Annotated in this window: 27 protein-coding genes; 21 read left to right on the top strand and 6 right to left on the bottom strand. The window is 45.1% G+C overall.

Going from position 1 to position 26,381, the window contains the following annotated elements; translation table 11 throughout:
• Window positions 1-21: 21 nt before the first annotated feature.
• Genes qoxB through qoxD form a run of 3 tightly spaced genes read left to right on the top strand, consistent with a single transcriptional unit; the run spans window position 22 to window position 2,975 of the window.
• On the top strand, window positions 22-1,971 hold the full coding sequence (qoxB, locus tag WA279_RS10045; protein WP_003227407.1) for a cytochrome aa3 quinol oxidase subunit I: 1,950 nt from the start codon (window positions 22-24) through the stop codon (window positions 1,969-1,971).
• A gap of 13 nt (window positions 1,972-1,984) precedes the next feature.
• Window positions 1,985-2,599 carry a cytochrome aa3 quinol oxidase subunit III gene (gene qoxC / locus WA279_RS10040; RefSeq protein WP_003227409.1) on the top strand — a complete coding sequence of 205 codons (615 nt, stop codon included), beginning with the start codon at window positions 1,985-1,987 and terminating at the stop codon, window positions 2,597-2,599.
• A 1-nt stretch (window position 2,600) separates the two neighbouring features.
• Window positions 2,601-2,975, top strand: a complete 375-nt coding sequence (gene qoxD, locus WA279_RS10035) for a cytochrome aa3 quinol oxidase subunit IV (RefSeq protein ID WP_015384989.1) — start codon at window positions 2,601-2,603, stop codon at window positions 2,973-2,975.
• Between the two features lie 41 nt (window positions 2,976-3,016).
• Here qoxD and ywcE read toward each other — a convergent pair whose 3' ends face one another.
• Window positions 3,017-3,280: a spore morphogenesis/germination protein YwcE gene (gene ywcE / locus WA279_RS10030; protein ID WP_003227411.1), complete on the bottom strand. Its 264-nt coding sequence runs from the start codon at window positions 3,278-3,280 to the stop codon at window positions 3,017-3,019.
• A gap of 495 nt (window positions 3,281-3,775) precedes the next feature.
• On the opposite strand from ywcE, the gene rodA reads away from it, so the two are divergent.
• The 3 genes from rodA (at window position 3,776) to WA279_RS10015 (ending at window position 6,987) form a co-directional block, all read left to right on the top strand.
• The gene (rodA, locus tag WA279_RS10025; protein WP_015384988.1) at window positions 3,776-4,957 is read left to right on the top strand and encodes a cell shape-determining peptidoglycan glycosyltransferase RodA; all 1,182 of its coding nucleotides are present in this window, start codon (window positions 3,776-3,778) and stop codon (window positions 4,955-4,957) included.
• A gap of 105 nt (window positions 4,958-5,062) precedes the next feature.
• Window positions 5,063-5,812: an oxygen-insensitive NADPH nitroreductase gene (gene nfsA, locus WA279_RS10020; protein ID WP_014665840.1), complete on the top strand. Its 750-nt coding sequence runs from the start codon at window positions 5,063-5,065 to the stop codon at window positions 5,810-5,812.
• 173 nt (window positions 5,813-5,985) lie between these two features.
• Window positions 5,986-6,987 (top strand): LLM class flavin-dependent oxidoreductase, encoded by a 1,002-nt coding sequence (locus WA279_RS10015; protein ID WP_336155319.1) that lies wholly within the window; start codon window positions 5,986-5,988, stop codon window positions 6,985-6,987.
• Between the two features lie 37 nt (window positions 6,988-7,024).
• Here the strand turns inward: WA279_RS10015 and vpr are convergent, their stop codons facing one another.
• Complete coding sequence (vpr, locus tag WA279_RS10010; RefSeq protein ID WP_336155318.1) at window positions 7,025-9,445, bottom strand: serine protease Vpr; 2,421 nt, start codon at window positions 9,443-9,445, stop codon at window positions 7,025-7,027.
• Window positions 9,446-9,974: 529 nt separating this feature from the next.
• On the opposite strand from vpr, the gene WA279_RS10005 reads away from it, so the two are divergent.
• Window positions 9,975-10,277 carry a hypothetical protein gene (locus WA279_RS10005; RefSeq protein WP_003222155.1) on the top strand — a complete coding sequence of 101 codons (303 nt, stop codon included), beginning with the start codon at window positions 9,975-9,977 and terminating at the stop codon, window positions 10,275-10,277.
• A 39-nt stretch (window positions 10,278-10,316) separates the two neighbouring features.
• The gene (sacT, locus tag WA279_RS10000; protein ID WP_336155317.1) at window positions 10,317-11,147 is read left to right on the top strand and encodes a sac operon transcriptional antiterminator SacT; all 831 of its coding nucleotides are present in this window, start codon (window positions 10,317-10,319) and stop codon (window positions 11,145-11,147) included.
• 38 nt (window positions 11,148-11,185) lie between these two features.
• On the opposite strand, the gene WA279_RS09995 is transcribed toward sacT, so the two are convergent.
• Window positions 11,186-11,956 (bottom strand): formate/nitrite transporter family protein, encoded by a 771-nt coding sequence (locus tag WA279_RS09995; RefSeq protein WP_047183377.1) that lies wholly within the window; start codon window positions 11,954-11,956, stop codon window positions 11,186-11,188.
• Window positions 11,957-12,257: 301 nt separating this feature from the next.
• Between WA279_RS09995 and scrA the strand changes: the two genes are divergently transcribed.
• The 3 genes from scrA (at window position 12,258) to WA279_RS09980 (ending at window position 15,421) form a co-directional block, all read left to right on the top strand.
• Window positions 12,258-13,643 (top strand): PTS system sucrose transporter subunit IIBC, encoded by a 1,386-nt coding sequence (gene scrA / locus WA279_RS09990; protein ID WP_029318665.1) that lies wholly within the window; start codon window positions 12,258-12,260, stop codon window positions 13,641-13,643.
• Window positions 13,640-15,079 (top strand): sucrose-6-phosphate hydrolase, encoded by a 1,440-nt coding sequence (sacA, locus tag WA279_RS09985; RefSeq protein ID WP_336155316.1) that lies wholly within the window; start codon window positions 13,640-13,642, stop codon window positions 15,077-15,079. The genes scrA and sacA overlap by 4 nt, the downstream gene beginning before the upstream one ends.
• A 93-nt stretch (window positions 15,080-15,172) precedes the next feature.
• Complete coding sequence (locus WA279_RS09980; RefSeq protein WP_003243437.1) at window positions 15,173-15,421, top strand: hypothetical protein; 249 nt, start codon at window positions 15,173-15,175, stop codon at window positions 15,419-15,421.
• 89 nt (window positions 15,422-15,510) lie between these two features.
• Here WA279_RS09980 and WA279_RS09975 read toward each other — a convergent pair whose 3' ends face one another.
• On the bottom strand, window positions 15,511-16,326 hold the full coding sequence (locus WA279_RS09975; RefSeq protein ID WP_336155315.1) for a bifunctional hydroxymethylpyrimidine kinase/phosphomethylpyrimidine kinase: 816 nt from the start codon (window positions 16,324-16,326) through the stop codon (window positions 15,511-15,513).
• 143 nt (window positions 16,327-16,469) lie between these two features.
• On the opposite strand from WA279_RS09975, the gene WA279_RS09970 reads away from it, so the two are divergent.
• The 5 genes from WA279_RS09970 to WA279_RS09950 all read left to right on the top strand — a co-directional run bounded on the left by WA279_RS09970 (window position 16,470) and on the right by WA279_RS09950 (window position 19,604).
• Complete coding sequence (locus WA279_RS09970) at window positions 16,470-16,808, top strand: PadR family transcriptional regulator (protein ID WP_003227432.1); 339 nt, start codon at window positions 16,470-16,472, stop codon at window positions 16,806-16,808.
• Complete coding sequence (locus WA279_RS09965) at window positions 16,801-17,436, top strand: permease prefix domain 1-containing protein (protein ID WP_041338319.1); 636 nt, start codon at window positions 16,801-16,803, stop codon at window positions 17,434-17,436. The genes WA279_RS09970 and WA279_RS09965 overlap by 8 nt, the downstream gene beginning before the upstream one ends.
• A gap of 47 nt (window positions 17,437-17,483) precedes the next feature.
• Window positions 17,484-18,017: a hypothetical protein gene (locus tag WA279_RS09960; RefSeq protein ID WP_336155314.1), complete on the top strand. Its 534-nt coding sequence runs from the start codon at window positions 17,484-17,486 to the stop codon at window positions 18,015-18,017.
• Between the two features lie 89 nt (window positions 18,018-18,106).
• On the top strand, window positions 18,107-18,913 hold the full coding sequence (locus WA279_RS09955) for a glycosyltransferase family 2 protein (protein ID WP_015250953.1): 807 nt from the start codon (window positions 18,107-18,109) through the stop codon (window positions 18,911-18,913).
• A gap of 13 nt (window positions 18,914-18,926) precedes the next feature.
• Window positions 18,927-19,604: a uracil-DNA glycosylase gene (locus WA279_RS09950; protein ID WP_336155313.1), complete on the top strand. Its 678-nt coding sequence runs from the start codon at window positions 18,927-18,929 to the stop codon at window positions 19,602-19,604.
• 24 nt (window positions 19,605-19,628) lie between these two features.
• Here WA279_RS09950 and WA279_RS09945 read toward each other — a convergent pair whose 3' ends face one another.
• Window positions 19,629-20,999 (bottom strand): aldehyde dehydrogenase, encoded by a 1,371-nt coding sequence (locus WA279_RS09945; protein ID WP_262091138.1) that lies wholly within the window; start codon window positions 20,997-20,999, stop codon window positions 19,629-19,631.
• A gap of 167 nt (window positions 21,000-21,166) precedes the next feature.
• Here WA279_RS09945 and WA279_RS09940 point away from each other — a divergent pair, with 167 nt between their 5' ends.
• The 3 genes from WA279_RS09940 to WA279_RS09930 all read left to right on the top strand — a co-directional run bounded on the left by WA279_RS09940 (window position 21,167) and on the right by WA279_RS09930 (window position 23,259).
• Complete coding sequence (locus WA279_RS09940) at window positions 21,167-21,484, top strand: YwdI family protein (RefSeq protein WP_041351304.1); 318 nt, start codon at window positions 21,167-21,169, stop codon at window positions 21,482-21,484.
• Window positions 21,485-21,503: 19 nt separating this feature from the next.
• On the top strand, window positions 21,504-22,826 hold the full coding sequence (locus tag WA279_RS09935; RefSeq protein ID WP_336155309.1) for a purine/pyrimidine permease: 1,323 nt from the start codon (window positions 21,504-21,506) through the stop codon (window positions 22,824-22,826).
• Window positions 22,827-22,887: 61 nt separating this feature from the next.
• On the top strand, window positions 22,888-23,259 hold the full coding sequence (locus WA279_RS09930; RefSeq protein WP_003227446.1) for a DUF423 domain-containing protein: 372 nt from the start codon (window positions 22,888-22,890) through the stop codon (window positions 23,257-23,259).
• 43 nt (window positions 23,260-23,302) lie between these two features.
• Here WA279_RS09930 and gerQ read toward each other — a convergent pair whose 3' ends face one another.
• On the bottom strand, window positions 23,303-23,848 hold the full coding sequence (gene gerQ, locus WA279_RS09925; RefSeq protein WP_014481253.1) for a spore coat protein GerQ: 546 nt from the start codon (window positions 23,846-23,848) through the stop codon (window positions 23,303-23,305).
• 319 nt (window positions 23,849-24,167) lie between these two features.
• Between gerQ and spsA the strand changes: the two genes are divergently transcribed.
• Both spsA and WA279_RS09915 read left to right on the top strand, forming a co-directional pair.
• The gene (gene spsA / locus WA279_RS09920) at window positions 24,168-24,938 is read left to right on the top strand and encodes a spore coat dTDP-glycosyltransferase SpsA (protein WP_268548769.1); all 771 of its coding nucleotides are present in this window, start codon (window positions 24,168-24,170) and stop codon (window positions 24,936-24,938) included.
• 4 nt (window positions 24,939-24,942) lie between these two features.
• Window positions 24,943-26,367 (top strand): CDP-glycerol glycerophosphotransferase family protein, encoded by a 1,425-nt coding sequence (locus WA279_RS09915; protein ID WP_336155306.1) that lies wholly within the window; start codon window positions 24,943-24,945, stop codon window positions 26,365-26,367.
• The last annotated feature ends 14 nt before the right edge of the window (window positions 26,368-26,381 follow it).

The raw sequence follows: 26,381 nt of genomic DNA, 5'->3' as shown, positions 1-26,381 counted from the left end.
TCAGGAAAGGAGGAAGCCTGCATGAAATTCAAATGGGACGAATTTTTCGTAACTGGTGACCCATTAATTCTGGGCGCACAAGTTTCCATTGCGCTTTCAACCATTGCCATTATTTTTGTACTGACTTACTTCAAAAAGTGGAAATGGCTGTGGTCTGAATGGATAACTACTGTTGACCATAAAAAACTCGGAATCATGTATATTATATCTGCTGTAATTATGTTATTCCGCGGCGGTGTCGACGGTCTGATGATGCGTGCCCAGCTAGCGCTTCCGAATAACAGTTTTTTAGACTCAAACCACTATAATGAAATTTTTACAACTCACGGTACAATCATGATCATCTTCATGGCGATGCCGTTCTTAATCGGTCTTATCAACGTTGTTGTGCCTCTTCAAATCGGTGCCCGCGACGTTGCGTTCCCTTACTTGAACAACCTGAGCTTCTGGACGTTCTTTGTAGGGGCGATGCTTTTCAATATTTCTTTCGTTATCGGAGGTTCTCCGAACGCAGGCTGGACGAGTTATATGCCGCTTGCAAGTAACGACATGAGCCCTGGGCCGGGTGAGAACTACTACCTCCTCGGACTTCAGATTGCCGGTATCGGTACCCTGATGACAGGGATCAACTTTATGGTAACAATCTTAAAAATGAGAACAAAAGGCATGACATTAATGCGTATGCCGATGTTCACATGGACAACACTGATCACAATGGTTATTATCGTGTTTGCGTTCCCTGTACTTACAGTAGCATTAGCACTTTTATCATTTGATCGTTTGTTCGGCGCTCACTTTTTCACATTGGAAGCAGGCGGTATGCCGATGCTTTGGGCTAACTTGTTCTGGATTTGGGGACATCCTGAAGTATATATCGTTATTCTTCCGGCGTTTGGTATTTTCTCAGAAATCATCTCAAGCTTTGCAAGAAAACAATTGTTTGGTTACAAAGCGATGGTTGGTTCTATTATCGCCATCTCTGTATTGAGTTTCTTAGTTTGGACTCACCACTTCTTCACAATGGGGAACAGTGCGTCCGTTAACTCATTCTTCTCAATTACGACAATGGCAATCTCAATCCCAACCGGGGTTAAAATCTTTAACTGGCTCTTTACAATGTATAAAGGCCGAATCAGCTTTACAACACCTATGCTGTGGGCGCTTGCGTTCATTCCTAACTTCGTTATCGGCGGGGTTACAGGGGTTATGCTTGCGATGGCAGCAGCGGATTATCAATACCATAATACGTACTTCCTTGTATCTCACTTCCACTATGTGCTGATCGCGGGTACTGTATTTGCTTGTTTCGCCGGATTTATTTTCTGGTATCCAAAAATGTTCGGCCACAAGCTGAACGAAAGAATCGGAAAATGGTTCTTCTGGATCTTTATGATCGGGTTCAATATTTGTTTCTTCCCGCAATATTTCTTGGGGCTTCAAGGCATGCCTCGCCGTATTTACACATACGGACCGAATGACGGCTGGACAACATTGAACTTTATCTCAACAGTCGGAGCTTTCATGATGGGTGTAGGATTCTTAATCCTTTGCTATAACATCTACTACAGCTTCCGTTACTCTACTCGTGAAATCAGCGGAGATTCATGGGGTGTGGGACGTACGCTTGATTGGGCGACTTCTTCTGCGATTCCGCCGCATTACAACTTTGCGGTGCTTCCTGAAGTCAAATCTCAAGATGCATTCCTGCATATGAAAGAAGAAAAAACTGAATTATACCCTGAAAGCAAATTCAAGAAAATCCATATGCCAAGCAACTCAGGCAGACCTTTCTTTATGTCTGTTGCCTTCGGTCTTGCAGGCTTTGGACTTGTCTTTGAATGGTACTGGATGGGCGTAGTCGGATTGATCGGAGTCCTGCTCTGCATGGTTCTGCGTTCATTCGAATACGACAACGGCTACTACATTAGTGTTGATGAAATAAAAGAGACGGAAAGAAAGATTTCCGAATAAGGAGGCGTGAGTTATGGAACATGCAGAACACGGCAATTCTAACGCGCCTATGGAATATCAATCTGAAACCGGCAGACTTAATATTCTCGGGTTTTGGATCTTTTTAGGGGCAGAAATTGTGTTGTTCTCAACACTATTTGCAACCTTCTTCGTTCTTAAAAACAGAACAGCTGGAGGTGTCTTGCCAGACGAACTATTTGAAGTCAATCTGGTAATGATTATGACGTTCTTGCTGCTGATCAGCAGCTTTACCTGCGGGATCGCTGTTCATGAAATGCGCCGCGGAAGTTTAAAAGGCGTAGTCATTTGGACAATTATCACTCTTCTTCTCGGTGCCGGCTTCGTCGGATGCGAGATCAACGAGTTTGTTCACTATGTACATGAAGGAGCGGCTCTCAGTACAAGTGCGTTCTGGTCTGGATTCTTTGTTTTACTTGGAACTCACGGAACTCACGTAACAATCGGGATTTTCTGGATCACAGGAATTCTGATTCAGTTGAAGAAACGCGGCTTAACTCCGCAAACTTCATCTAAAATCTTTATCTCAAGCTTGTACTGGCACTTCTTAGATGTTGTATGGATTTTCATCTTTACAGGTGTCTATCTCATGGGATTGGGGGGTCTGTAAAATGGCAAACAAATCTGCTGAACACAGTCACTTTCCATGGAAGCACATTGTAGGTTTTGCACTGTCTATCGTTTTGACCCTGCTGGCTCTATGGGTAGCGGTGTACACTGACCTGAGCTCATCAGCAAAACTTTGGATTATCTTCGGTTTCGCCTTCATTCAGGCGGCGCTGCAGCTTCTCATGTTCATGCACATGACAGAGAGCGAAAACGGCACAATCCAAGTTGGAAACACGCTGTTCGGATTCTTTGGCGCGATCGTTATCGTACTTGGATCCATCTGGATTTTCGCGGCTCACTATCACCATGGTGACCATATGGATGGAAATCCTCCTGGAGGCGCTGAACACTCAGAGCATTCAGGCCATAACGAATAATACAAAAACCCTCTTCATTGGAAGAGGGTTTTTTGCTGTCTTCAGCTGCTTCGCTTTCTGCGAAGATACGGAAGGCCGTAAATGATAAATGCGGCGATATGAGCGACAATGACGTTAACGGCGAACAAGATAATCATGAGAGTGTGTCCTAGTGGAGAAAGGCTTTCTGTTGCGTAAAAGAAGAAGAATACCCACATTAAAATGATTGGCGGAATAGCTGAGAGTGCGACTTTTTTGTTATCAAGCCAAATAAAGAGAGGCGTTGCGCTGGCAACCAGTAAGTAAGCAAAAAACATGTCCATCATACCCGTCTCCTTTCATTTTGTGATAACGTTTACAAAAATGAAATAGAGGAACTGAGTTGTGTCTGTTTTGTGATTGTTTTTTGAACATTCTGTTACAATTATTATACCATGTTTTCCAGAAATTGATACGTGTTTTTGCAGAAATGGACTGGATCTATCGTCTTATTTTTTTCGTTTAATGTGCTAGGAGAATGTATGGGCATGGGGCTCTGAATTTTTAGCTGTTTCTATATGAGGTATCACATTATTTGGGAACATAACACATTATCACATTCGTTTTTTACAAATTCTTTTGGTATGGCGTTTATTTCATTTGAAAAGTTTTGTGTCAATCGAAACATTTCGGTTTATGATACGTCATATTTCGTGTAGCTGAAAAAGCGCCGCAAGTGCTGAAAAAACATAAAAGGAAGCGAGCTTCACGTGTCATCTTGAACGTGGTTCATGTATAATAAACATTAGTGATTTTCCGATGAAAATGTAAGGCGGGATAGAATGAGTCGATATAAGAAACAGCAAAGCCCCTTTTACCAGGGGGATTTGATTTTTATATTTGGTGTGTTTTTTATTATAAGCGTAGTATCAATTTATGCTGCCGGTCAGTTTGGGCAGTATGGGAACACGGATTGGATTCAGCAAATTGTGTTTTATCTTTTGGGGGCTGTTGCCATTACAGTTCTTTTGTACTTTGATTTAGAACAGCTTGAAAAGTTAAGTTTATATATTTTTATTATTGGTATTTTATCTTTGATTGTTCTTAAAATCAGCCCCGAGTCTATTGCACCTGTTATTAAAGGGGCAAAAAGTTGGTTTAGGATCGGTAGAATAACAATACAGCCGTCAGAGTTTATGAAGGTTGGTTTGATTATGATGCTTGCTTCAGTTATTGGAAAAGCTAATCCTAAAGGAGTTCGGACGCTTAGGGATGATATCCACTTGTTATTAAAGATTGCGGGTGTCGCAGTTATTCCTGTAGGTCTTATCCTGATGCAGGATGCTGGGACTGCGGGAATATGTATGTTTATCGTTCTTGTAATGGTTTTTATGTCAGGGATAAATTGGAAATTGATTGCGATCATAGCTGGTTCAGGTATCTTACTCATTTCATTAATTTTATTAGTAATGATAAACTTTCCTGACGTTGCTAAATCAGTTGGAATACAGGATTATCAAATTAAGCGGGTCACTTCTTGGGTGTCTGCTTCAAATGAGACACAGGAAGATTCAAATGACAGCTGGCAAGTTGACCAGGCCATCATGGCAATAGGATCTGGTGGTATTTTAGGTAATGGTATTTCTAATTTGAAGGTTTATGTTCCAGAGAGTACGACTGACTTTATCTTTTCTATAATAGGTGAGTCATTTGGCTTTATAGGCTGTGCAATTGTTGTCATCATGTTCTTCTTTTTAATCTACAGGCTTGTCGTTCTGATAGATAAAATACATCCGTTTAACCGTTTCGCTTCTTTCTTTTGCGTTGGCTATACGGCGTTAATTGTGATCCACACATTCCAGAATATCGGAATGAACATCGGCATTATGCCTGTTACCGGGATTCCGCTGCTGTTTGTCAGCTATGGGGGAAGCTCGACACTTTCCACGTTAATCGGTTTCGGGATTGTATATAATGCAAGTGTGCAGCTGACGAAATACAGAAGTTATCTCTTTAATTCTTAAGATGAAGGCAGCCTTTTCAGAGGCTGTCTTTTTTTGTGCAGAGCATTTCACTTTTGGGAACACTTTTTTTCGGATATGATAAAAAGAGATAAGGAGGTTCTTGTGATGAATAACACAATCGAAACCATTTTGAATCATCGGTCAATCCGGTCTTTTACTGATCAGCTTTTGACAGCTGAAGAAATTGATACATTAGTGAAAAGTGCGCAGGCTGCGTCTACATCCAGCTATGTGCAGGCATATTCGATTATAGGGGTTTCTGATCCTGAGAAAAAACGTGAGCTGTCTGTGCTTGCTGGGAATCAGCCTTACGTTGAGAAGAACGGGCACTTTTTTGTATTTTGTGCGGATTTGTACCGTCATCAACAACTGGCTGAGGAAAAAGGGGAACATATTTCTGAGCTGCTCGAGAATACGGAAATGTTTATGGTTAGTTTGATTGATGCGGCGCTGGCAGCGCAAAATATGAGCATTGCGGCTGAATCTATGGGGCTTGGCATTTGTTATATCGGCGGCATCCGGAATGAGTTGGACAAGGTGACAGAGGTGCTGCAAACGCCTGACCATGTGCTCCCGCTTTTCGGGCTGGCAGTAGGCCATCCTGCGAACCTTTCCGGCAAAAAACCGAGATTGCCAAAGCAGGCCGTTTATCATGAGAATGCGTATAATGTGAACGCAGACGATTTCCGTCATACTATGAATACGTATGACAAAACCATTTCTGATTACTATAGAGAAAGAACAAACGGACAACGGGAAGAAACGTGGTCTGATCAAATACTGAACTTTATGAAGCAGAAGCCGCGTACGTATTTAAATGACTACGTGAAAGAAAAGGGCTTTAATAAAAACTAAAGCAAACCTCTCCGTCTGGAGGGGTTTTTATGTTTCACGTGTAACATATTCCGACAAATAGGGACAGGCTTTCACAAATAAATGGCGAATGATAGGGGACACTGATAAGCAGTGTGAGCGGCTTTGGAGAAAAAATAGGGGATCAGTGATACGATGAGGATGAGGTGGTAGGGATGGTTTCATTAAGTATATTAGATCAATCTCCAGTATCAGAGGGCAGCAATGCAGAAACGGCCTTACAGCAAACCGTTGCGCTTGCCCAAGCTGCTGAGGACCTTGGATATAAGAGATTTTGGGTTTCTGAGCATCACTTTTCAAAACGGCTGGCAGGGTCCAGTCCTGAGGTGCTGATCAGTCATATAGCGGCGAAAACAAAGCGAATCCGTGTTGGATCAGGAGGAGTCATGCTGCCGCATTACAGTGCTTATAAAGTAGCTGAAAACTTTCGTGTTCTGGAGGGGCTGACACCAGGAAGAATTGACCTGGGGCTTGGCAGAGCACCGGGGGGAATGCCGATTGCATCATGGGCGCTGAATGACGGCGGTAAGCGCAATGCTGATCAGTATCCGCAGCAAATCAAGGAGCTGACCATGTATTTGCATGATTTGGCGGATGATAAACACCGTTTTCCGAATCTGACGGCTGCGCCGCATATTTCAACGGCTCCCGATGTGTGGCTGCTCGGCTCATCTGGAGAAAGCGCGCTGCTCGCCGCGGAATCTGGCGCTGGCTATATGTTTGCCCATTTTATCAATGGAGAGGGCGGAGAGGGTACTGTCAGACAGTATAAGAGACGATTCAAACCGTCTGTGTTAGGAGAGACGCCTCGAGCGGCAGTTGCTGTTTTTGTTCTTTGTGCTGACACGGAGGAGAAGGCAGAGGAGCTTGGGGCTGTGCTTGATTTTACACTTTTGGCGGGAGAGCAGGGTATTCCTTTAGAGGGAGTTCCTTCGTATGAAGCTGTTCGGAAAAATACGTATTCTCCTTATGAACAGAGACGAATTGCTGATAATCGAAATCGAATGATTGTTGGTACGAAAGAACAGGTTAAGGAGCAGCTGCTAGCTTTGAGTAAAGCGTATGAAACAGAGGAAATCATGGTGGTGACCATTACACATCATTTTGAAGACAAGCTCCGATCGTATCGCTTATTGCACGAGGCGTTTGCTGACTGATCTTTAAAAAGCCCTGCCGATTCGGCAGGGCTTTTTCTTATTCAACAGTGAAAGGTTCTTCGGTCAAAACCTGGCTTGACTTGCCTTTGTTCGCGGCATATGCGAGCAAGTAATACTCTCCGGCCGGAAGTTTGGTTCCGCCATTAATCGTGCCGTCCCAGTCAAAGTACTGGTAACCTTTATCTTGGTTTTTATAAATGCCGGCTTGGCCTGCGAAATCAAGGTTGCTGTCATAGACGAGGAACGCCAGCTCTTCCGCTCCCGCAGGAAGGTAGGTTTCAATTTGATAGGTACCTTGTACAGACCCTTCGCTGACAGAGACAGATGTGACTCTCGGATAATCGGGCTCTTTCACAATCAGCAATGTAGGTACCTTAGCGACCGTTTTTCCGCCTTCTCTGACGATAACTGTTCCTTCATAGGTGCCAGCTTTTGTTTTCTTCGTATTGACCTTTACTTTTGCAGTGGCTTTCCCGGTTTGATGTGCCGGAATCACAACACGGCTTGTGCCGGATGTGGAAATGCCGCTGCCATTAAATGAGTATTCAAGTGTGTATGACTTTCTAATGGAAGATTGATTTTCAATCGTAAACGTTTCATTTTTTGTTTCGTTTCCGTTTTCCTTCAAGAACGTGCCGTATGAATAGCTTCCAGGTGAGACGAGCGAATCGGCTTTGATTGCGTTCATGATTCTTGCGCTGCCTGCGCCTTGAGCGTTATGCGGATATACTTCCCCATCGCTATCCTTTAAAGTGACAGCGGTATTCATGATGGCGGCTTTAATCTGTTCAACGCTCCACTTTGGTTTGGCTTGTTTAATAACGGCAACCGCTCCGGCAATATGAGGCGATGCCATGCTTGTTCCTTGTTTTGATCCGTAGCCGTATGGATGGTCAGGATCGTGTGTTGGGATCGTGCTCACGATATTGACCCCTGGCGCGGAAATATCAGGCTTAATCATCCACGTATCCATAACAGGGCCGCGTGATGAGAAATCAGCGACTTGTTCACCGAGCGCTTTTGAGACCGTCAACTTGAATGTTGTTTTTGTCTCACCAGCTTTCAGGGCGCTGACGAGTTTTTCGCCGTCTTCTAATGAAAGCTTAATCGTTGGGACAGACATGCCTGGCACATTGGCTTCAATTTCTCCAGAGAGGTTGTTATACACAACCATGCCGATTGCACCGGCTTTTTTAGCGTTATCCGCTTTATCCACAAATGCAATGCTGCCTCGTTTGACAACGGCGACTTTGCCTGTCAGGTCTTTCCCTTCAAAATCCTTTTCTTCGCCGATTCCCGCTTCGACAAGCTCAACTTCTTTGTTATTGAGCGCTTTGACGTCGTCCTCTTTGTTATAGCCCATCACTTTTGCTGAAGAGTAGGAGCCGAATGTGACGGCGTATTCATTGAGCGGCAGCTGAGTCGCACCGACAGAAATCGCTTCTCTTGATGTGCCCGGCGATCCGACTGTCCAGCCGTTCGGTCCGCTGTTGCCGTTTGAGGTAACAGCGACAACGCCTTCTGACATGGCCCAGTCAAGCGCTGTGCTTGTCGCCCAGTCCGGGTTGTTTAAAGAGTTTCCGAGAGACAGGTTCATCACATCTGCCCCGTCCTGCACTGCACGTTCCACGCCCGCGATGACGTTTTCCGTTGTGCCGCTTCCGCCAGGCCCTAACACACGATAAGCAAGAAGTGTGGCATCAGGCGCTACGCCTTTAATTGTTCCGTTAGCAGCCACAGTTCCGGCTACGTGTGTGCCGTGGTCAGTCGCTCCGCCCCTCGGATCGCCTGTTGGTGTTTCTTTTGGATCGTAATCATTGTCCACAAAATCGTATCCTTTATATTGTCCAAAGTTTTTCTTCAGATCTGGGTGATTGTATTCAACCCCAGTGTCAATAATCGCCACCTTAATGCCTTTTCCTGTGTAGCCTAAATCCCATGCATCGTTTGCTCCGATATAAGGCGCACTGTCATCCATTTGCGGAGATACGGCGTCTTCGGAGATTGTGACGTCTTTATCCTTTATGTTGTCTGTTTTATATGTGACGTTCGGGTACACTGCCTTAACGTCTTTTACCGCGAGAAGTTTTGGAATCTCATTAGCTGGAAGCTTCATAGAGAAGCCTGAGAATACCTGCTCATATTCCCGGTTTACTTTTCCGTTTTTCACCGCTTTGATTGCTTTATTTTTTGCTTTGGTGCGAGCGGTTTTCAGCTTGCTTTTCGATTGGCTTTCTCCCGCTTCCTTCGCTTCTGCCAAGGATTTTTCTTTTAATTCCACTATAACGGTTGTTTTTTTGCTTGTCGTCATGTCGATATCACCGAATACCTCGGCTTTTTCCAGATCAGCCGACGTTTTTGAAGAAGCCGGAGCTGCCTGGACGCCCGTAATACCTGTGGATAACGCAAAAAATAAGACGAAACTTACAAGCAGAAAGCGAATGATCCCCTTTTTCAATGTGTTTCCCCCTTTGTATTTAGAAAAAATGTGAAAGGTCTAGTATATATTTCTTGAAAATTCAAAAAAATCCTTGTGTCATTTGGACCATTTATTGGATTTTGTTTGTGTATAACGAAGGAGTTATACACAGAACCCTGTGTATAAGTGAATAAACCTGTGTATATATATAGTTAGGAATATACGTTCGTATACAAAATATAGATAGAGTTTGTGGACATGTGGATATCTCTTGTGATTAAGTTGTTCTTATCTTTGGGATAACTTGTGTATAAAGTTTTCAAAGCGGTTCTCCAATTTTCATTTCAATTCTTTCAGCTTTCAACAAAACTTCTAAAAACTAGTTGGTTTTTTCACTCATATTGTGACAAAGAATTCTCTTTCCACGGTCTATCATAGAGTCATGAGTTTTGCTAGAGCCGCTAGTTTGCGAGAAAAGAAATCGGCCGTCTTTTCTTGCGGGCTGCGGCTGAGAAAACGGGCTGCTAAAAAGGCTGCCTGCCAAAAAGAAGCGGAGGGATGTTTTTCTATGAAACGTTTGCTTGTATCTTTACGGGTGTGGATGGTCTTTTTGATGAACTGGGTGACGCCGGACAGAAAAACTGCGGCTGCCGCGGTCTATTCGGCTCAGCGTACATACCAAAGAAAGGCGGCTGTGCAGGCCGCAGGACTCGTTTCGTTTTATGAGTGGCGGATGGCTGTGAATGAGGAAGAAAAACAGAAAGCGAAAGCCGCCGCGCTTTATAAAAGAAGATGTTTGCAAGCCTTCAAGGAATCGCCAAAGCAGGAGAGAGCGGGCCCGCATCTTTACATGGCGGTCAAAAGGAGGTAAAATCCCAGTCAAAAGCAAATTGGCGGGAGAGATAACCTCTTGAAAATCTATAAAGTATTAAACAACAATGCGGCTTTAATAAAAGAGGATGATCAGGAAAAAATCGTGATGGGACCGGGAATCGCTTTTCAAAAAAAGAAAAATGATCTTATCCCTATGAATAAAGTGGAAAAAATCTTTGTCGTGCGCGACGAGAATGAAAAGTTCAAACAAATCCTGCAAACACTGCCGGAGGAGCATATAGAAATAGCTGAGGACATCATCAGCTATGCGGAAGGAGAGCTCGCGGCGCCGCTGAGCGATCACATTCATATCGCGCTTTCCGACCATTTGTCCTTTGCGATCGAAAGGATTCAAAATGGGCTGCTTGTGCAGAATAAATTGCTGCATGAGATAAAGGCGCTCTATAAAAAAGAATATGAGATCGGCCTGTGGGCGATCGGACATGTAAAAGAGACATTGGGCGTGTCTCTGCCTGAAGATGAAGCGGGTTATATTGCCCTTCACATCCATACGGCGAAGATGGATGCGGAGAGCATGTATTCAGCGCTGAAGCATACGACCATGACCAAAGAAATGATAGAGAAAATAGAACAATACTTTAATCGAAAGGTGGATGAAAACAGCATTTCCTATCAACGCCTTGTCACGCATTTGCGATACGCGGTCAGCCGGTTGGAATCAAATGAAGCGCTCCATCGTATGGACGAGGAGATGCTTTATTTCATCCAAAAAAAGTATTCATTCGCCTATCAATGTGCGCTGGAGCTGGCGGAGTTTTTGAAAAATGAATATCAATTACATTTGCCGGAATCCGAGGCCGGCTATATCACGCTGCATGTCCAGCGTCTTCAAGATCTCTCGGAATAACCGCTTTGACTTGCAGGGAGTGATCTCTGGAAGTTTTTTTATTGATCAGGATTCAGTGTGTAGTACATCCAGCCCATCATAACTATTCCCGCGGTCAGATTGCCTAGCGTAACGGGGATTAAGTTTCTGACTGCTCCCATCAGTGTCACTGTATCAGGGTGCTCAATCAAAAGCGAGATGGCGAATGTGCACATATTGGCAATGCTGTGTTCAAAGCCGGAAATAAAGAAGCAGAAAACGAAAAGCATCATGGTAAAAAGCTTTGCTCCTTCCCCTTTGAGAGACATTGGAATGAAAAAGGCGAGGCACACAAGCCAATTGCACAGCATTCCTCTGAAAAACAATTCGGAAGCCGGCGGCTCCATTTTGTGCTCTGCCAAATGAATCAAAAAGGAATGAACAGAAGGCTCCTCAAAAAGTCCCGTCGCGCTGATCAGGATGGCAAACAGAATGGCGCCGATTAAATTGCCGGCATAGCTTGACATCCACAAGTACAGGGTGTCGCGCCAGCTGAGTTTTTTCCGGAGCGCGGTATAGGTGAAATAAAAGGTGTTGCCGGTAAATAAATCTCCGCCTCCGTAAGCAATCATCAGAATAGCGGCCCCGAAAGTGACAGCAGCTGCCGGAAAGGCAAACGGAGAATCAGCCATAAAGAAATAGCTGCCTGTTTTACTTGCGGCTGTAATGCCAAAACCAATAAACATACTGGCCAAAATGGACCGAAGCACATAACGGATTTTGCTTGAAGCGAATATGTTTTGTTTTTTCAAAGCATACTGTTCAACCTTTTGCAATGCTTGAGTTTCCATTGTCTTTTCCTGCTTTCTTTCATGATTGAGCATAGTATAGCACGATATTGTGAAGTGTTTCACAAATAATTTTTACGAATTTTTGTCTACATGTTTTATCAAACTATTTAACTAAAAAAATAGTTGACGAAAACGCTGTCATGATTTATGATGAAAGCGTATTCTTAATCTGAATAAGCGGGATTGTGACTGGTAAAGCAGGCAAGACCTAAAATTTGCGTAAATGAAAAAGGATCGCTGTGTCCTTTATTCGTTGGCGAATTTTAGGTCTTTTTTGTTTAAATAAAAGGGGGAGAAATAGATGGATTACAAAGAGACTGCAAAACGCCTCATTGAGCTTCTCGGAGGGAAAGAAAATATTATCAGCGCGGCTCATTGTGCAACAAGACTGCGTTTAGTGATGAAAGATGAATCAAAGATAGATCAAGCACAAGTAGAAGAGCTTGATGGCGTTAAAGGGGCTTTCAGCAGCTCTGGCCAGTACCAGATCATTTTCGGAACAGGCCTTGTGAATAAAGTATTCGATGCCTTTTCTAAAGAAGCTGATATCGAGCGTGAAGAACACGTCAATCATCAGGATGCGGCAAAAGAAAAGCTGAATCCCGCTGCGAGATTTGCGAAAACGCTTTCAAATATTTTTGTTCCAATCATCCCAGCTATTGTAGCCAGCGGCCTATTAATGGGATTGCTGGGTATGATCAATGCGTTTCATTGGATGAGCAAGGATTCTGCAGTTTTTCAGCTGCTTGATATGTTTTCAAGTGCAGCATTCATTTTCTTGCCGATTCTAATCGGAGTAAGCGCTTCAAAAGAATTTGGCAGCAACCCGTACTTGGGAGCGGTCATTGGGGGAATCATGATTCATCCAAACCTTTTGAATCCATGGGGTTTGGCTGAAGCGACACCTGATTATATGCATCTTTTCGGATTTGATATCGCGCTTCTAGGCTATCAGGGAACTGTCATCCCTGTTCTGCTAGCGGTTTATGTAATGAGCAAGGTAGAGAAATGGACAAGAAAAGTGGTTCCGCATGCGGTAGACTTGCTTGTTACACCTTTTGTTACTGTGATTGTCACCGGGTTTGTTGCTTTTATCGCGATTGGCCCTCTGGGAAGAGCGCTTGGCTCCGGGATTACGGTTGCTTTAACTTATGTGTATGACCATGCCGGTTTTGTGGCAGGTTTGATTTTCGGGGGCACGTATTCACTCATCGTGCTGACAGGTGTTCATCACAGCTTCCATGCGATTGAGGCTGGGCTTATTGCAGATATAGGCAAAAACTACTTGCTGCCGATCTGGTCAATGGCGAATGTCGCACAGGGCGGGGCAGGTCTTGCCGTCTTCTTTATGGCGAAAAAGGCAAAGACAAAAGAAATCGCGCTTCCGGCAGCATTTTCCGCTTTTCTCGGCATTACTGAGCCCGTCATATTCGGAGTCAATCTTCGCTACCGAAAACCGTTTATCGCCGCGATGATCGGAGGCGCATTGGGTGGGGCATATGTCGTCTTTACACATGTAGCTGCAAACGCTTACGGGTTAACGGGAATTCCGATGATCGCCATTGCGGCTCCGTTTGGCGTCAGCAACTTGATTCACTATCTGATTGGCATGGCGATTGCGGCAGTGTCAGCGTTCATTGCAGCATTTGTCATGAAGATTAATGAGGATGAGGAGAGGAAAAAATGACAGCACATGACCAGGAGCTTCGTCGCCGGGCTTATGAAGAAGTGGAGAAAAAAGAGCCCATCGCTAACAGCGATCCGCACCGCCAGCATTTTCACATCATGCCGCCGGTTGGGCTGCTGAATGACCCGAATGGCGTGATTTATTGGAAGGGCAGCTATCATGTATTCTTTCAGTGGCAGCCGTTTCAGACGGGGCACGGCGCAAAATTTTGGGGGCATTATACGACACAGGATGTTGTGAATTGGATGCGGGAAGAGATTGCGCTGGCTCCGAGTGATTGGTTTGATAAAAACGGCTGCTACTCGGGCAGCGCTGTCACGAAAGACGATCGGCTCTATCTGTTTTACACAGGAAATGTCAGGGATCAGAATGGAAACCGGGAAACGTATCAATGCCTTGCTGTTTCTGGCGACGGACTGTCCTTTGAGAAAAAGGGTGTCGTCGCCCGCCTTCCGGAAGGATATACGGCGCATTTTCGCGATCCGAAGGTATGGGAGCATGAAGGCACATGGTATATGGTGATTGGTGCGCAAACAGAGAATTTGAAAGGGCAGGCTGTATTGTTTGCTTCTGATAACCTGAGTGAGTGGAGATTTCTTGGCCCGATAACCGGCGCGGGCTTCAACGGGCTGGACGATTTTGGATACATGTGGGAATGCCCTGATTTGTTTTCCCTTCAAGGATCGGACGTGCTGATTGTTTCGCCTCAAGGGCTTGAGGCTGACGGTTTCCGTTATCAAAACGTATATCAATCAGGTTATTTTGTCGGCCGTCTCGATTATAGCAAGCCTGAACTGAAGCATGGTGAATTTACGGAGCTTGATCAAGGTTTTGATTTTTACGCGCCGCAAACACTTGAAGACGATCAGGGAAGGCGGATTTTGTTTGCATGGATGGCGGTGCCTGATCAGGATGAAGGGTCCCATCCGACGATTGACTATCACTGGATTCACTGCATGACGCTGCCGAGACAGCTGACGCTTTCAGGCCAGAAGCTGATTCAGCAGCCGCTGCCTGAGCTAAAAGCCATGCGCAGAAATGAGAAAAAAATACACATCAACATGCATGGATCATCTGGTACGCTTCCAGTGGAAAAACCTGAAAGAGCTGAGATTCTGCTGGAAGACATTCATACGGAGTCTGGCTTTTCAATCAGTATCCGCGGAACGGCTACGTTTTCCTTCCACAAAGACGAGGGGATTGTTACGCTGGAACGGACGAGCTTTGACGGAAAAAGAACAGAAGCGAGACATTGCCGCATCAAGGATTTGCATACCGTACACATGTTTCTCGACGCGTCATCTGTGGAAATCTTTATGAATAACGGAGAAGAGGTCTTTAGTGCGAGATATTTTCCTTTCCCGGGAAATCATGAAGTAACAGCCAGTGCGACCGGGAAATCTGAAATGAATGTCGGAATTTGGACACTTATGTAGAAAATCCTTCTATTTTCTTATGTGAAATCTGAGCCATCTGTGCTATTCTTCAACGATAACCTACTATTTTTTTCTGTAAAAGGAGTTGTTTTCTTGAATATACATGAACAGAAGATAACACCGGAATGTTTGGAAAAGGCTGCTAACCAAGTTGAAGATAAGCGAGAAGAATATAAGGATGTGCTGCTTCAGCTGAAAAAAATGCTTGGCGGAACAACGCCGCACAGTGAAACGGCGGAAATTCTCACGCGGGCATATGAACAAATGAAGGAATATGCACTTTTTGTTCAGTCGATAGAAACATTTTTGAGGAAATCTGCAAACAATTTAAAAATCAAATAAACAGGCTGCCGATGGGATCGGCAGTTTTTTCTGTGAAAAGTCTTCGGTGATTTAAAAAGGGCTGCCTCTCTGTAAGGCAGCCTCTTTTTTTATGATTGTTGATTCATGCGCAGTGCAGAATGCTTCGTAGGACCAACATACTGGTTTAGCGGGAAGGATTCTTTAATGGCCGCTGTGATGAATTCTTTCGCTGCGTAAATGGCTTCTTTGACTTCCGCACCTTTGGCAAGCTCCGCTGTCACGGCTGCTGAGAATGTACAGCCTGCGCCATGTGTATAAGGCGTATCGATCATTTCGCTTTCAAGGACTTCCGCTGTTTCTCCGTCATAGAGAACATCAACGGCTTTCTCATGTTTGAGTTTGCCTCCGCCTGTAATGACGACATATTGAGCGCCGAGTGCGTGAATTTTTTTCGCGGCTTCGATCATATCGTCAACTGTTTTTAGTTCATCCATGCCGCTGAGCTGGCTGGCTTCAAACAAGTTTGGCGTAATGACAGTGGCTAGCGGAGCCAATTGCTCACGCAGGGCTTGGGCGTGCTCCGGATAAAGGACTTCATTAGCACCTTTGCAAACCATAACCGGGTCAATTACCACATTTTTTAATTGTTTTTCTTTGATCGTTTTTGCCGCAAGCTCGATAATATCAACGGTTGGCAGCATTCCTGTTTTCATGGCGTCCACACCGATGCCGTCCGTAATTGTTGCAAGCTGAGCGCGGATTGTATCAGTATCGATCGGGAATACCTGATGGTCCCAGCTGTTGTTTGGGTCCATCGCAACGATCACCGTTAAGGCGGTCATCCCGTATACGTTTTTTTCTTGAAATGTTTTTAAATCAGCTTGAATCCCAGCACCGCCGCTTGAATCTGAGCCGGCAATGGTGAGTGCTTTATGCATAGACATGTCTTGAACCTCCATCATGTTTTGTCTTTCATTATAGTTAGATTTTCTCTGTATCACAATATAGAAGATCTATAGGAATCATTTGACAATCTCAACGGGCTTTCGTAAAATGCTACATAAGAAAACTAGGTAGGGGTTTTGAGATGTTAAATCGTGAGCTGGTTAAGGGAAGCACGGTTATATTGGTATTGACGCTTCTGAACGAGCGGCCGATGTACGGCTATGAGCTTGTAAAAGAAATGGGAAGCCGCAGCGGAAATGAACTGCAGATGAAAGAAGGGACCTTGTATCCTTCTCTTCACAAGCTTGAACGCCAAGGATATATTTCTTCCTACTGGGAGAAGCAGGAGAAAGGACCGGACCGCAAATATTACCGGATTACAGACGAAGGCAAAGAAGTGCTGGCGGAACGCACGAAGGAATGGAGCGTATTTTCAGCCATGATGGACCGAATACTGAAGTGGAGCGGACAAAATGGATAAAGAAACATATGTATCCGAAATCAAAAGCGGGCTTAAAGGGCTTCCTGAAGACGAGGCAATGATAGAAGAGATTGAGAGCCATATTGAACATCATCTGTTTTGCTCTTTTCAGGAAGGAAAGAGTGAGGAGGAAGCTATGCAGACTTTATTGCAGGCGTTTGGAACACCAACTGACATTGTTTCTTCGTTTAAGAAAATACAGCCAGTAACGTTCCGTGCGTTTTTGATGTTCCATCTTTTCTGTAACAGTGCCCTATTCGCTGTCGGCATTGCAATTACAATAATGCATGTATGGCTTGAATCACCGTTTGTTCAAGCAGTATGGAAAGGCATCTCTGTTTCTGTTTGGCTGATCTTAGCTGCATATATGATCTACTGGGTGCTGATTGGGTATCAAGGCGTGAAGGAGTTTGGAAAACGCGGAGAAAAGCTTGTTCTACATACGATTCTGATCTCAATGGTGCCAAACGTCATTTTTATGCTTGTTTTTCTATTCAATGTAATTCCTGCTGCGCTGTTTCAATCCTTGTTGACACCTTGGTTTGTTGGAACTTGTGCTTTTGCAACGCTGTTATTTCCGTTATTTGGCCGAATGGGCTGTTATATTGGCAGGCGTCAGCTTGTCTGATTTTTTAGGTATATACATAGAATTTCTATGTAAAGGAGGTGTAGTTCGTGAGGATTAGCTCTTGTTTATATGGTTTTGTAGCTCATGGGGCAGTATTTTTGTTTACTGGCGGCTGCATGCTCTTGGCTATGGCAGCCAGCTTGCCTTTTGTTTTTCTGCTTGATCGGCTGCCTGATGTCGTCTTTACAGCAGGTGCCATTCTTACGCTGCTATGTTCATATGCTTATGTCTGGTTTTGGGCGGTCCGATTTGCATATAACCAGAAAATGCGCCTGTTTGAGGTTCAATTGGGGTCCTTTGTGTTGCTGGCCCTCATGATATCTTTGTTTTTATTGGATGGATCTAGTATGAAAGACATCATGATGAATTGGGACGATACAGGCTGTGCTTTTGTTCCGCCGGCTTTTACATTTTTGTGTCTTTCTTATGCACTGGTGCTGCTGCCGGTCTATCAATCTAAGCTGTGGCGTCTTATCCTTCCGAATGGTGTCCGCCTGAAAGATCTCTTACATGTCTTTGGAGATCTGATGCTGATCATGGTGCTTCTGATCGGAGCCACTTTGCTGTTTCTATCATTGTAGTATGCCGTTTCAGTAGGATATTCCCACTGATCTCCTGTTCAATATATGTTTTAATAGTACATGACTATGAAAATGAGAAGGAGAGCATCATGAAGATTTCTATCGTAATTGTGACCTATAATCGGATTCCGGCTTTGTGTGAGCTTTTGGAGTCGATTTCCCGCCAGACCTTGAAGCCGTATGAAATTATTATTGTGAATGATGCCGGGGAATCGGTCGTGCCGGTCAAAGCACTGTATCCGGAGCTGCCGATTGCTGTCATCAATTTAGAAAAGAACTCGGGGCATGTGGCTGCGAGAAATGCCGGTGTAAAAGAGGCGTCTGGGGATTGCATTATGCTGTGTGATGACGATGATTTCTTTACGCCAGGGCATATCGAGAAAATGGCAAAGGAAATAGAAACGGCAGACTTCGTTCATTCTGATGCGGAAATAGTTTCGTTTGAAGAGAAAAACGGAACAAGATATCCAGTGTCACGGAAATTGTTTGCTTATACCGCTGACTATGAGGATATGAGAGTGTTTTCTACATACGTGCCGTCGGGCAGCATGTACAGACGTTTTCTGCATGATGAAATCGGGTATTTCGATGCTGATGTGCACAATTACTGGGATTGGGATTTTTATCTGCGCGCAGCCAAGGATTACCGGGTGAAGCGTGTCCCTTGCGCCAGTGTGATTTATGCCTTCAGTGACGCGGGAGACAATCAGTCTGCGGACCTTGGCGCCAAGCGGAAGCAATATTTGGATCGTTTAAGTGAAAAGCACGGACTCGGGGAGCTGCCGACGAAAAACTTTGCCGTCCTGCTTGAAGAGCCTGAGATGAAGAGGCGGGAAGCAAAAAGTGAAATGGTTTGGGATGGCGAGCCTGTCTATTCTAGACTTCATCGTTCGTAAGGGGGCCTGAATCTTGAAACAGCTTTTACAAGACAGCTGGTGGAATCAGCTAAAGGAAGAGTTTGAGAAACCGTATTATCAAGAGCTCAGAGGAATGCTGAAGCGGGAATACGCGGAGCAAACGATTTATCCGGACAGCCGGGATATTTTCAATGCGCTGCATTATACCTCATACGATGATGTCAAGGTCGTCATTCTCGGCCAAGATCCGTATCACGGGCCGGGACAGGCTCAAGGTTTAAGCTTCTCTGTCAAGCCCGGTGTAAAGCAGCCGCCTTCGTTAAAAAATATTTTTCTTGAGCTGCAGCAGGACATCGGGTGCAGCATCCCGAATCACGGGTCGCTTGTGAGCTGGGCAAAGCAAGGCGTTCTTTTGCTGAATACTGTGCTGACAGTAAGGCGCGGACAGGCGAATTCCCATAAGGGAAAAGGCTGGGAGCGACTGACGGACCGAATTATTGACGTGCTGAATGAAAGGGAGCGGCCGGTTATCTTTATTTTGTGGGGACGGCATGCTCAAATGAAAAAAGAACGGATCGACACCTCCAAGCATTTTATCATTGAATCGACGCATCCCAGCCCGTTTTCGGCGAGAAACGGATTTTTCGGGAGCAGACCGTTTTCCCGGGCGAATGCCTATTTGGAGAAAATGGGAGAGGCGCCGATTGATTGGTGTATTAAGGATTTGTAAAAAGCGCAGGTGATCTGCGCTTTTTTATTTGAGTATTTTTCGAATCATTCGCAGCCCGTTTTTGGAGGAAGGATAACGAAATGCGAAGTCGAAGCGGTTCGTTTGTTTGACGACGCTTTTTTTGTGCGTGAATGTGTTAAAACTGTCAAACCCGTGATAGCTGCCGATACCGCTTTCCCCGACGCCGCCGAATGGCAAATACGGCGTCGCAACATGCATTAACGTATCATTGACACAGCCCCCGCCAAACGACAGATTTCCTAAAACAGCGCGCTCAATTTCTTTGTTTGTGGTGAAGAGATACAGGGCGAGCGGCTTAGGGCGCGATTGGACTTTTTCAATGACTTCCCCGATATTGCGGTATGTAAAGAGCGGAAGAATCGGCCCGAAAATTTCCTCCTGCATCACTGGAGAGTCATCTCTCACTTGTTCGAGAATGGTCGGCGCAATTTTGTGATGATCAGGATCAGATTGTCCGCCTGTGAGCGGGATGCCATCATTCAGAAAGCTGAGCAGCCGCTGATAGTGGCGCTCACTGACGATTTTGCCGTACTGTGGATTCCGTTCCGGCTGAGGGCCGTAAAATTCTCTGATCGCACGCTTCATTTCTTCTGCCAGCTTCGTTTTGATGTCCTCGTGGACAAATAAATAATCCGGTGCGATGCAGGTTTGTCCCGCATTTGTAAATTTCCCGAAGACGATGCGTTTGGCGGCAAGCTGAATGTCAGCATCTTTATGGACGATGCAGGGGCTTTTGCCGCCGAGCTCCAAGGTTACGGGAATTAATTGTTTAGCGGCGGCTTCCATGACGATTTTTCCTACAGCTACACTGCCTGTAAAGAAAATGTAGTCAAAGGGCTGCTGTAATAATGCTGTGCTGACATCGGGCCCGCCTTCTGCCATAGCGACATAATCAGTTGGAAAAACGCTGCTGATGAGTTTGGAAAGAATAGCAGAAACAGCCGGCGTATATTCTGATGGCTTGAGAACGACCGTGTTCCCCGCCGCAATGGCGCCAATCAACGGAGAAAGCGCCAGCTGCAAGGGATAATTCCAAGGCGCAATCACCAAAACGGTTCCATACGGCTCAGGAATGATGATGCTTTTGGAGCCTAGATGAGTCAGCGGCGTTTTGACTCGTTTCGGCTTGGACCATTTTCTCAGCCGTTTCATGACAAAGCTGATTTCCTCCAAGACGATTCCGATTTCTGTTGAGTATGCTTCTTGCTCGGATTTGTGGAGATCCTGGTAGAGAGCGGCTATGAGATCGGCTTCATGAGTTCTGACGGCTTGTTTCAGCTTTCGCAAAATGTTCAGTCTCGATTCAAGCGGTCTCGTATGTCCCGCCGCAAAATAGGCTTTATGCTTGCTGATGATAGAGGGGATGCTGTTCATTCCGTTTCTCCTTTTTGTAAGGTATGGTGATTTATTATGTGAAAAATCTCTTCTGCTTGTCAATCGCGCAAGGTTTGTCAGAAAAAATAACAAACTCATATCTGCGTTTACAGCAGGAATTTGATAAAATGCAGGAAGACAACATTTATTTTTTTGGAGGGTGCTTCATGAACATTCATATATCTGCATTAATTCAAAAGATGGAAGAGGAGCTGAAAAAAGCAAAAACAGCTGAACGGGATGAGGAGCTGAAGCGTTATGTAGCGGTTGTCCGTTCTCTGTGTGATGTCGTGCTTGATCAGCCGGAGAACGTGAGCGCGCCCCGCATACAGCCGAGCGTTACGCCAAGTCCTGCCGCGCCGCCATCGACAGACCAGCTGATGATGGAAAAAATGATGGGGAGCGCGGGATTAAACAAATATCGAAAGCAAGAAAAAGAGAAGCAGGAAGAGGATGGAAACGGAGAGTCTTTATTTGATTTTTAAAGAGAGAGGTTGAGCTTACGTGAAATTGGTTCTTGGCGCGCTGCAATGGACAGCGTTTATTATTGCTGCGGCGATAGTTGTTCCGGTGGCGGTTGCCCAGTCGTTCCATTTGAATCACTCAGATTCTGCGAGATTGATTCAAAGCACTTTTTTTGTACTGGGGATTGCCGCCGTCATTCAGTGTTTGAAAGGCCACAGACTGCCGATCAATGAAAGCCCAGCCGGCTTGTGGTGGGGAGTGTATACGATCTACGCAGGGCTGACGGGAACTGTGTTTGCGACATATGGAGACACACTGCGGGGTTTGCAGGGAGCTCTTCTTGTAAGCGCTGTATGTTTCTTTTTGTTAAGTGTTTTCAAGGTCATTGACAGACTTGCAAAATTGTTTACTCCGGTTGTAACGGGCGTCTATTTATTGCTTCTTGTCATGCAGCTGAGTCAGCCCATTATAAAAGGAATTCTCGGAATCGGTTATCGACAGGACGGGGTGGACGGTCTTGTATTTGGCCTGGCGCTTGTTGTGATCGCTGCCGCCTTTATAATGACAAATTCGAACATCATGTTTTTTAAGCAATATTCTATTTTATTAGCCTTGTTCGGCGGATGGGTGCTGTTTGCGGCTGCCGGAGCGGCAAAGCCGATTGAAATGCCGGACCGGCTGTTTCAGCTGCCTTCCCTGTTTCCTTTTGGGACACCGTTATTTAACAGTGGCCTGATCATCACTTCTATTTTTATTACCATCTTGCTGATCGTGAATATGCTGGCGAGCATGAAGGTCGTGGACATCGCCGTGAAAAAATTCAGCAAACAGCCTGATGGAAAGCATCATGAACGCCATGCCGGTTTTGCCGCTTCATTCAGCCATCTGCTTAGCGGTTTGACGGGAGCTATTGCGCCTGTTCCGATTTCGGGAGCTGCAGGTTTTATTGAAACGACCAAAATGCCTTCTAAAAAACCGTTTATGCTCGGCAGTATTCTGGTTATCGTGATCAGCGTGATCCCGTTTTTTATGAATACGTTTGCGAGCCTGCCGTCACCCGTTGGATTTGCGGTGAATTTTGTTGTGTTCTCCGCAATGGGCGGTCTGGCCTTTGCCGAATTTGATTCATATGAGAAAGAAGAATCAAAAAGGGTGAGGTCTATCATCGGCATCTCGCTGCTGACAGGGGTCGGTATCATGTTTGTTCCTGAAACTGCGTTAAAGGGATTGCATCCGGTATTTATTTCTCTATTAAGCAACGGGCTCGTATTAGGGACGCTTGCTGCAATAGCTGCTGACCAGTTCCAGCTTTGGCGCAGGAGAAAATCCGACAATCTCGTGTCATCGGAGAACAAACATTGAATTTTGGTGCAGGTGCGATAAGATAAATGGTATGAGTTTAACGAAAAGGCGGGAGAGATAGATGAAAGTTTTTATCATATTAGGGGCCATTAACGCCCTGCTTGCCGTGGGACTCGGAGCATTCGGCGCTCACGGATTAGAAGGGAAAATACCTGATAAATATCTTCAGGTTTGGCACACAGGCGTGCAGTATCATATGTATCACGCCCTTGGGTTATTCGTTGTAGCGTTTCTGGCTGATAAATTATCCGGCATAGGCAGTGTCACGACAGCCGGATGGCTGATGTTTGCGGGAATTGTGCTGTTTTCCGGAAGCTTATATATTCTAAGTGTGACGCAAATCTCCATTCTTGGAGCGATCACCCCGCTCGGCGGTGTGGCGTTTATTATTTCTTGGATTATGATCGTTGTCGCAGCCGTCAAATATCTATAAACAAAAAAGCCAATCCTCATCATATGAGTGATTGGCTTTTTTCTTATCTTGGCGAATAGGACGCCATGGAATATGGATACGTATAAGCAATTTCTTCATCAAATGTAATGTAATCGAGGTAGATTGTCAGGAGCAGGTAGCGTGTTCCTGATTTCGGGTCGCTGATAATAATGTGATCCCGGCCCGCAGCTTCGATGACGCCGCGAAAAATCTTCGAGCCCCATTCCTTGCTGTTTTCAAATGTCATATAAATGGTGGCCGTTTTTCCCCGATTCAGGCGCAAAATATTCTCGATGTAAGATTCCTCAACAGGCAGCATGCCGGGAACGCTTTGGCCCGGTCCTGACGGTGTAGGCCCCGATGGAATTTGAAAACCGCCGCCCTGCTGCTGGCCCGGGAATCCAAATCCCTGCTGTCCTTGTTGTCCTTGCTGTCCCTGCTGCATTGGCATCATTGGCTGCATCCCCATTGGCTGCATTTGTGAGCCTTGGCCTTGCTGCGGGTACGGGTTGGCGCCAAACTGAGGCTGATACCCCTGCATATTATCAAATGCCTGCATTTGCTGATATTGATTTTTTTTCGGTTTCATATCGTTCCTCCTTTTTATGAAAACCATTCAAAACATGTTCTGGATGTATAGGTGAACGCTCCGCGATGACTCACCTCCGATGGAAAACGATCTTAGTCGCTGGTGCGATTTTTATCTCTTTCACCTTATGAGGCTGATGCTTGGATTATGCTGAAAAAGAACAGCGGACCGATCAGATTTCGCTCTGGGCAGCCGCTGTTTTTCAGAGACATACACAAACTTTTCGCATATTGGTTTGTATCCCTAGCGCAACTTGAGCATAAGCAACATAAGATAACGATAGTTTCAGGTGTGAAGTTCCAAGAAGGAGGTGTAGGATTTGCCTAAAGTATCAGTCATTATGACGAGCTATAACAAAAGCGATTATGTGGCAAAGTCCATTTCTAGCATACTCTCACAAACGTTTTCAGATTTTGAATTGTTTATTATGGATGACAACTCCAATGAAGAGACGCTGAATGTAATCCGTCCTTTTTTGAATGATAACCGAGTGCGTTTTTATCAAAGCGATATATCTGGAGTGAAGGAAAGAACAGAAAAAACGAGATACGCGGCACTGATCAATCAGGCGATTGGGATGGCGGAGGGTGAATATATCACCTATGCGACGGATGACAACATCTATATGCCGGACCGCCTCCTGAAAATGGTGCGGGAGCTCGATACCCATCCTGAAAAGGCTGTGATTTACTCAGCCTCCAAAACCTATCATTTGAACGAGAATCGCGACATTGTAAAAGAAACTGTCAGGCCTGCCGCTCAAGTGACATGGAACGCACCGTGCGCAATTGATCATTGCTCGGTGATGCACAGGTATTCGGTGCTTGAGAAGGTAAAGGAGAAGTTTGGCTCCTATTGGGATGAAAGCCCGGCGTTTTACCGTATTGGAGATGCCCGGTTCTTTTGGAGAGTCAATCATTTTTATCCGTTTTACCCGCTGGATGAGGAGCTGGACCTGAATTATATTACCGACCAATCGATTCACTTTCAGCTGTTTGAATCAGAAAAAAATGAATTTGTCAGGAACCTTCCTCCGCAGCGAAATTGCCGAGAGCTGCGTGAATCATTAAAAAAGCTTGGAATGGGGTGAGAGCTTGTCGGCCTATTTAAGCAATTATTGGGTGCTGTACCGGAAGTACGTGGAGCTTTTTGACAAACTTCGCTACAAAGGGATTCCGCTTGGGCTTATCAGTAATTTTTATCAATACATCAGCCCTGAGCTGAGGGTGATGATGGAAGAAGAACCGGAATTATTCGGATCGGTGGATCAGCATATCGATGAGGGGCAGATTCAGCCGTTTTTTGAAGAAAGAATCCGAAAAATCGTTAAAACAAATGACAAACCTGTTAAAGGGAAAGTCATTTTGCACTTTGATTACCTGCGTTTTTCAAACGAAAATTACTATCAATTTGATCCTGAAAAAACGGCTGTTTTGGCCAGATGGAGTTTGCCGCATTATTGTGATCTGCCTGTCATTAGCAAGCGGGAGATTGCGGATTCATGCCAAAAAGGCGATTCGAAGCAGTATCTCGAAACAGCCTGTTCGCTTCTCGCCCCTTATGATGATCACCCGGCATTTGGTGATCAAGCGTTTCGCGACCGGCTTTTCAAAGATATTCCTTTATTTATAGAGGCCATTGATACAGTTGATGCGCTGTTTGAACAGGAAAAGATTTCAGCTGTTATTGTCGGAACGGCAGAAGACATTTACAGCAGGGTGCTCGCTCTCATGTGTCAAAGAAAAGGGGCCGTCAGCATTTGTCTTCAGCATGGCGCATTGATGGGAGATGAAGCCTTCATTCCTGTTTTTACAACCTATCAAGCTGTTTTTGGTGCGTATGAAGCAGAGTGGTTCATACGAAAAGGCTGTAAACCCGAGCAGATTCTCGTAACGGGACATCCCCGCTTCGATCAGATTTTTAACAGAACGCCTATGGATATGTCCATATTCTATCGAAAACTTGCTTTTCAGCCGACTAAAAAAATTGTGCTCATTGCCACTCAGCCCTTTTCAGAAGACTTTTATTCCGGTGTGCTGCAGAGGCTTTCTGATCAGAAGCAGCTGCAGATTATTATCAAACCTCACCCGTGGGAAATCGGAAAAAACAAGCTTGATCTGTATCACGAGGCGGCGAAAAAACATAAAGCATGCAGAGTCATCAAAAAGGAGCTGGAGCTTTATGATTTGCTGCCGTATGTTGATGCCGCAGTGACGCAAACCTCGACAGTCGGTCTTGAAGCCATGCTGTTTCAAAAGCCTGTGCTGATCGGAAAATCGTCCGGAAATCGCTCGTATCCGTATTATGAGTCTCTTGGCGATTTTATGTTTGACCAGCCGGATGAACTGGCGCAGACCTTGGTTGAGGTTCTTCGAAGTCCCGACGTGCATCAAAAAGCAGAAGAGGCGCGCCTGGCATTCATAGCGGCTAATTATCCGGTGGCAGAATCAACAAATGCTTTATTTGCGGAACTGAAAGCCAAAACAGGAGTTGATTACAGGCGGGAAGATACTGAATAAAATGATAGGAGCGC

Source organism: Bacillus sp. 204(2023) (genome assembly GCF_037027505.1).
In the GTDB taxonomy this organism is placed as follows: Bacteria; Bacillota; Bacilli; order Bacillales; family Bacillaceae; genus Bacillus; species Bacillus subtilis.
The sequence above is the reverse complement of the archived record's forward strand: the minus strand, read 5'-3'. Positions and strand labels throughout refer to the sequence as shown.

Coding starts and splice junctions, on each gene's coding strand:
- qoxB (WP_003227407.1), top strand. CDS start 22: ATGAAATTCAAATGGGACGAATTTTTCGTAACTGGTGACCCATTAATT.
- qoxC (WP_003227409.1), top strand. CDS start 1,985: ATGGAACATGCAGAACACGGCAATTCTAACGCGCCTATGGAATATCAA.
- qoxD (WP_015384989.1), top strand. CDS start 2,601: ATGGCAAACAAATCTGCTGAACACAGTCACTTTCCATGGAAGCACATT.
- ywcE (WP_003227411.1), bottom strand. CDS start 3,280: ATGATGGACATGTTTTTTGCTTACTTACTGGTTGCCAGCGCAACGCCT.
- rodA (WP_015384988.1), top strand. CDS start 3,776: ATGAGTCGATATAAGAAACAGCAAAGCCCCTTTTACCAGGGGGATTTG.
- nfsA (WP_014665840.1), top strand. CDS start 5,063: ATGAATAACACAATCGAAACCATTTTGAATCATCGGTCAATCCGGTCT.
- WA279_RS10015 (WP_336155319.1), top strand. CDS start 5,986: ATGGTTTCATTAAGTATATTAGATCAATCTCCAGTATCAGAGGGCAGC.
- WA279_RS10005 (WP_003222155.1), top strand. CDS start 9,975: ATGAAACGTTTGCTTGTATCTTTACGGGTGTGGATGGTCTTTTTGATG.
- WA279_RS09995 (WP_047183377.1), bottom strand. CDS start 11,956: ATGGAAACTCAAGCATTGCAAAAGGTTGAACAGTATGCTTTGAAAAAA.
- scrA (WP_029318665.1), top strand. CDS start 12,258: ATGGATTACAAAGAGACTGCAAAACGCCTCATTGAGCTTCTCGGAGGG.
- sacA (WP_336155316.1), top strand. CDS start 13,640: ATGACAGCACATGACCAGGAGCTTCGTCGCCGGGCTTATGAAGAAGTG.
- WA279_RS09975 (WP_336155315.1), bottom strand. CDS start 16,326: ATGTCTATGCATAAAGCACTCACCATTGCCGGCTCAGATTCAAGCGGC.
- WA279_RS09970 (WP_003227432.1), top strand. CDS start 16,470: ATGTTAAATCGTGAGCTGGTTAAGGGAAGCACGGTTATATTGGTATTG.
- WA279_RS09965 (WP_041338319.1), top strand. CDS start 16,801: ATGGATAAAGAAACATATGTATCCGAAATCAAAAGCGGGCTTAAAGGG.
- WA279_RS09955 (WP_015250953.1), top strand. CDS start 18,107: ATGAAGATTTCTATCGTAATTGTGACCTATAATCGGATTCCGGCTTTG.
- WA279_RS09945 (WP_262091138.1), bottom strand. CDS start 20,999: ATGAACAGCATCCCCTCTATCATCAGCAAGCATAAAGCCTATTTTGCG.
- WA279_RS09940 (WP_041351304.1), top strand. CDS start 21,167: ATGAACATTCATATATCTGCATTAATTCAAAAGATGGAAGAGGAGCTG.
- WA279_RS09930 (WP_003227446.1), top strand. CDS start 22,888: ATGAAAGTTTTTATCATATTAGGGGCCATTAACGCCCTGCTTGCCGTG.
- gerQ (WP_014481253.1), bottom strand. CDS start 23,848: ATGAAACCGAAAAAAAATCAATATCAGCAAATGCAGGCATTTGATAAT.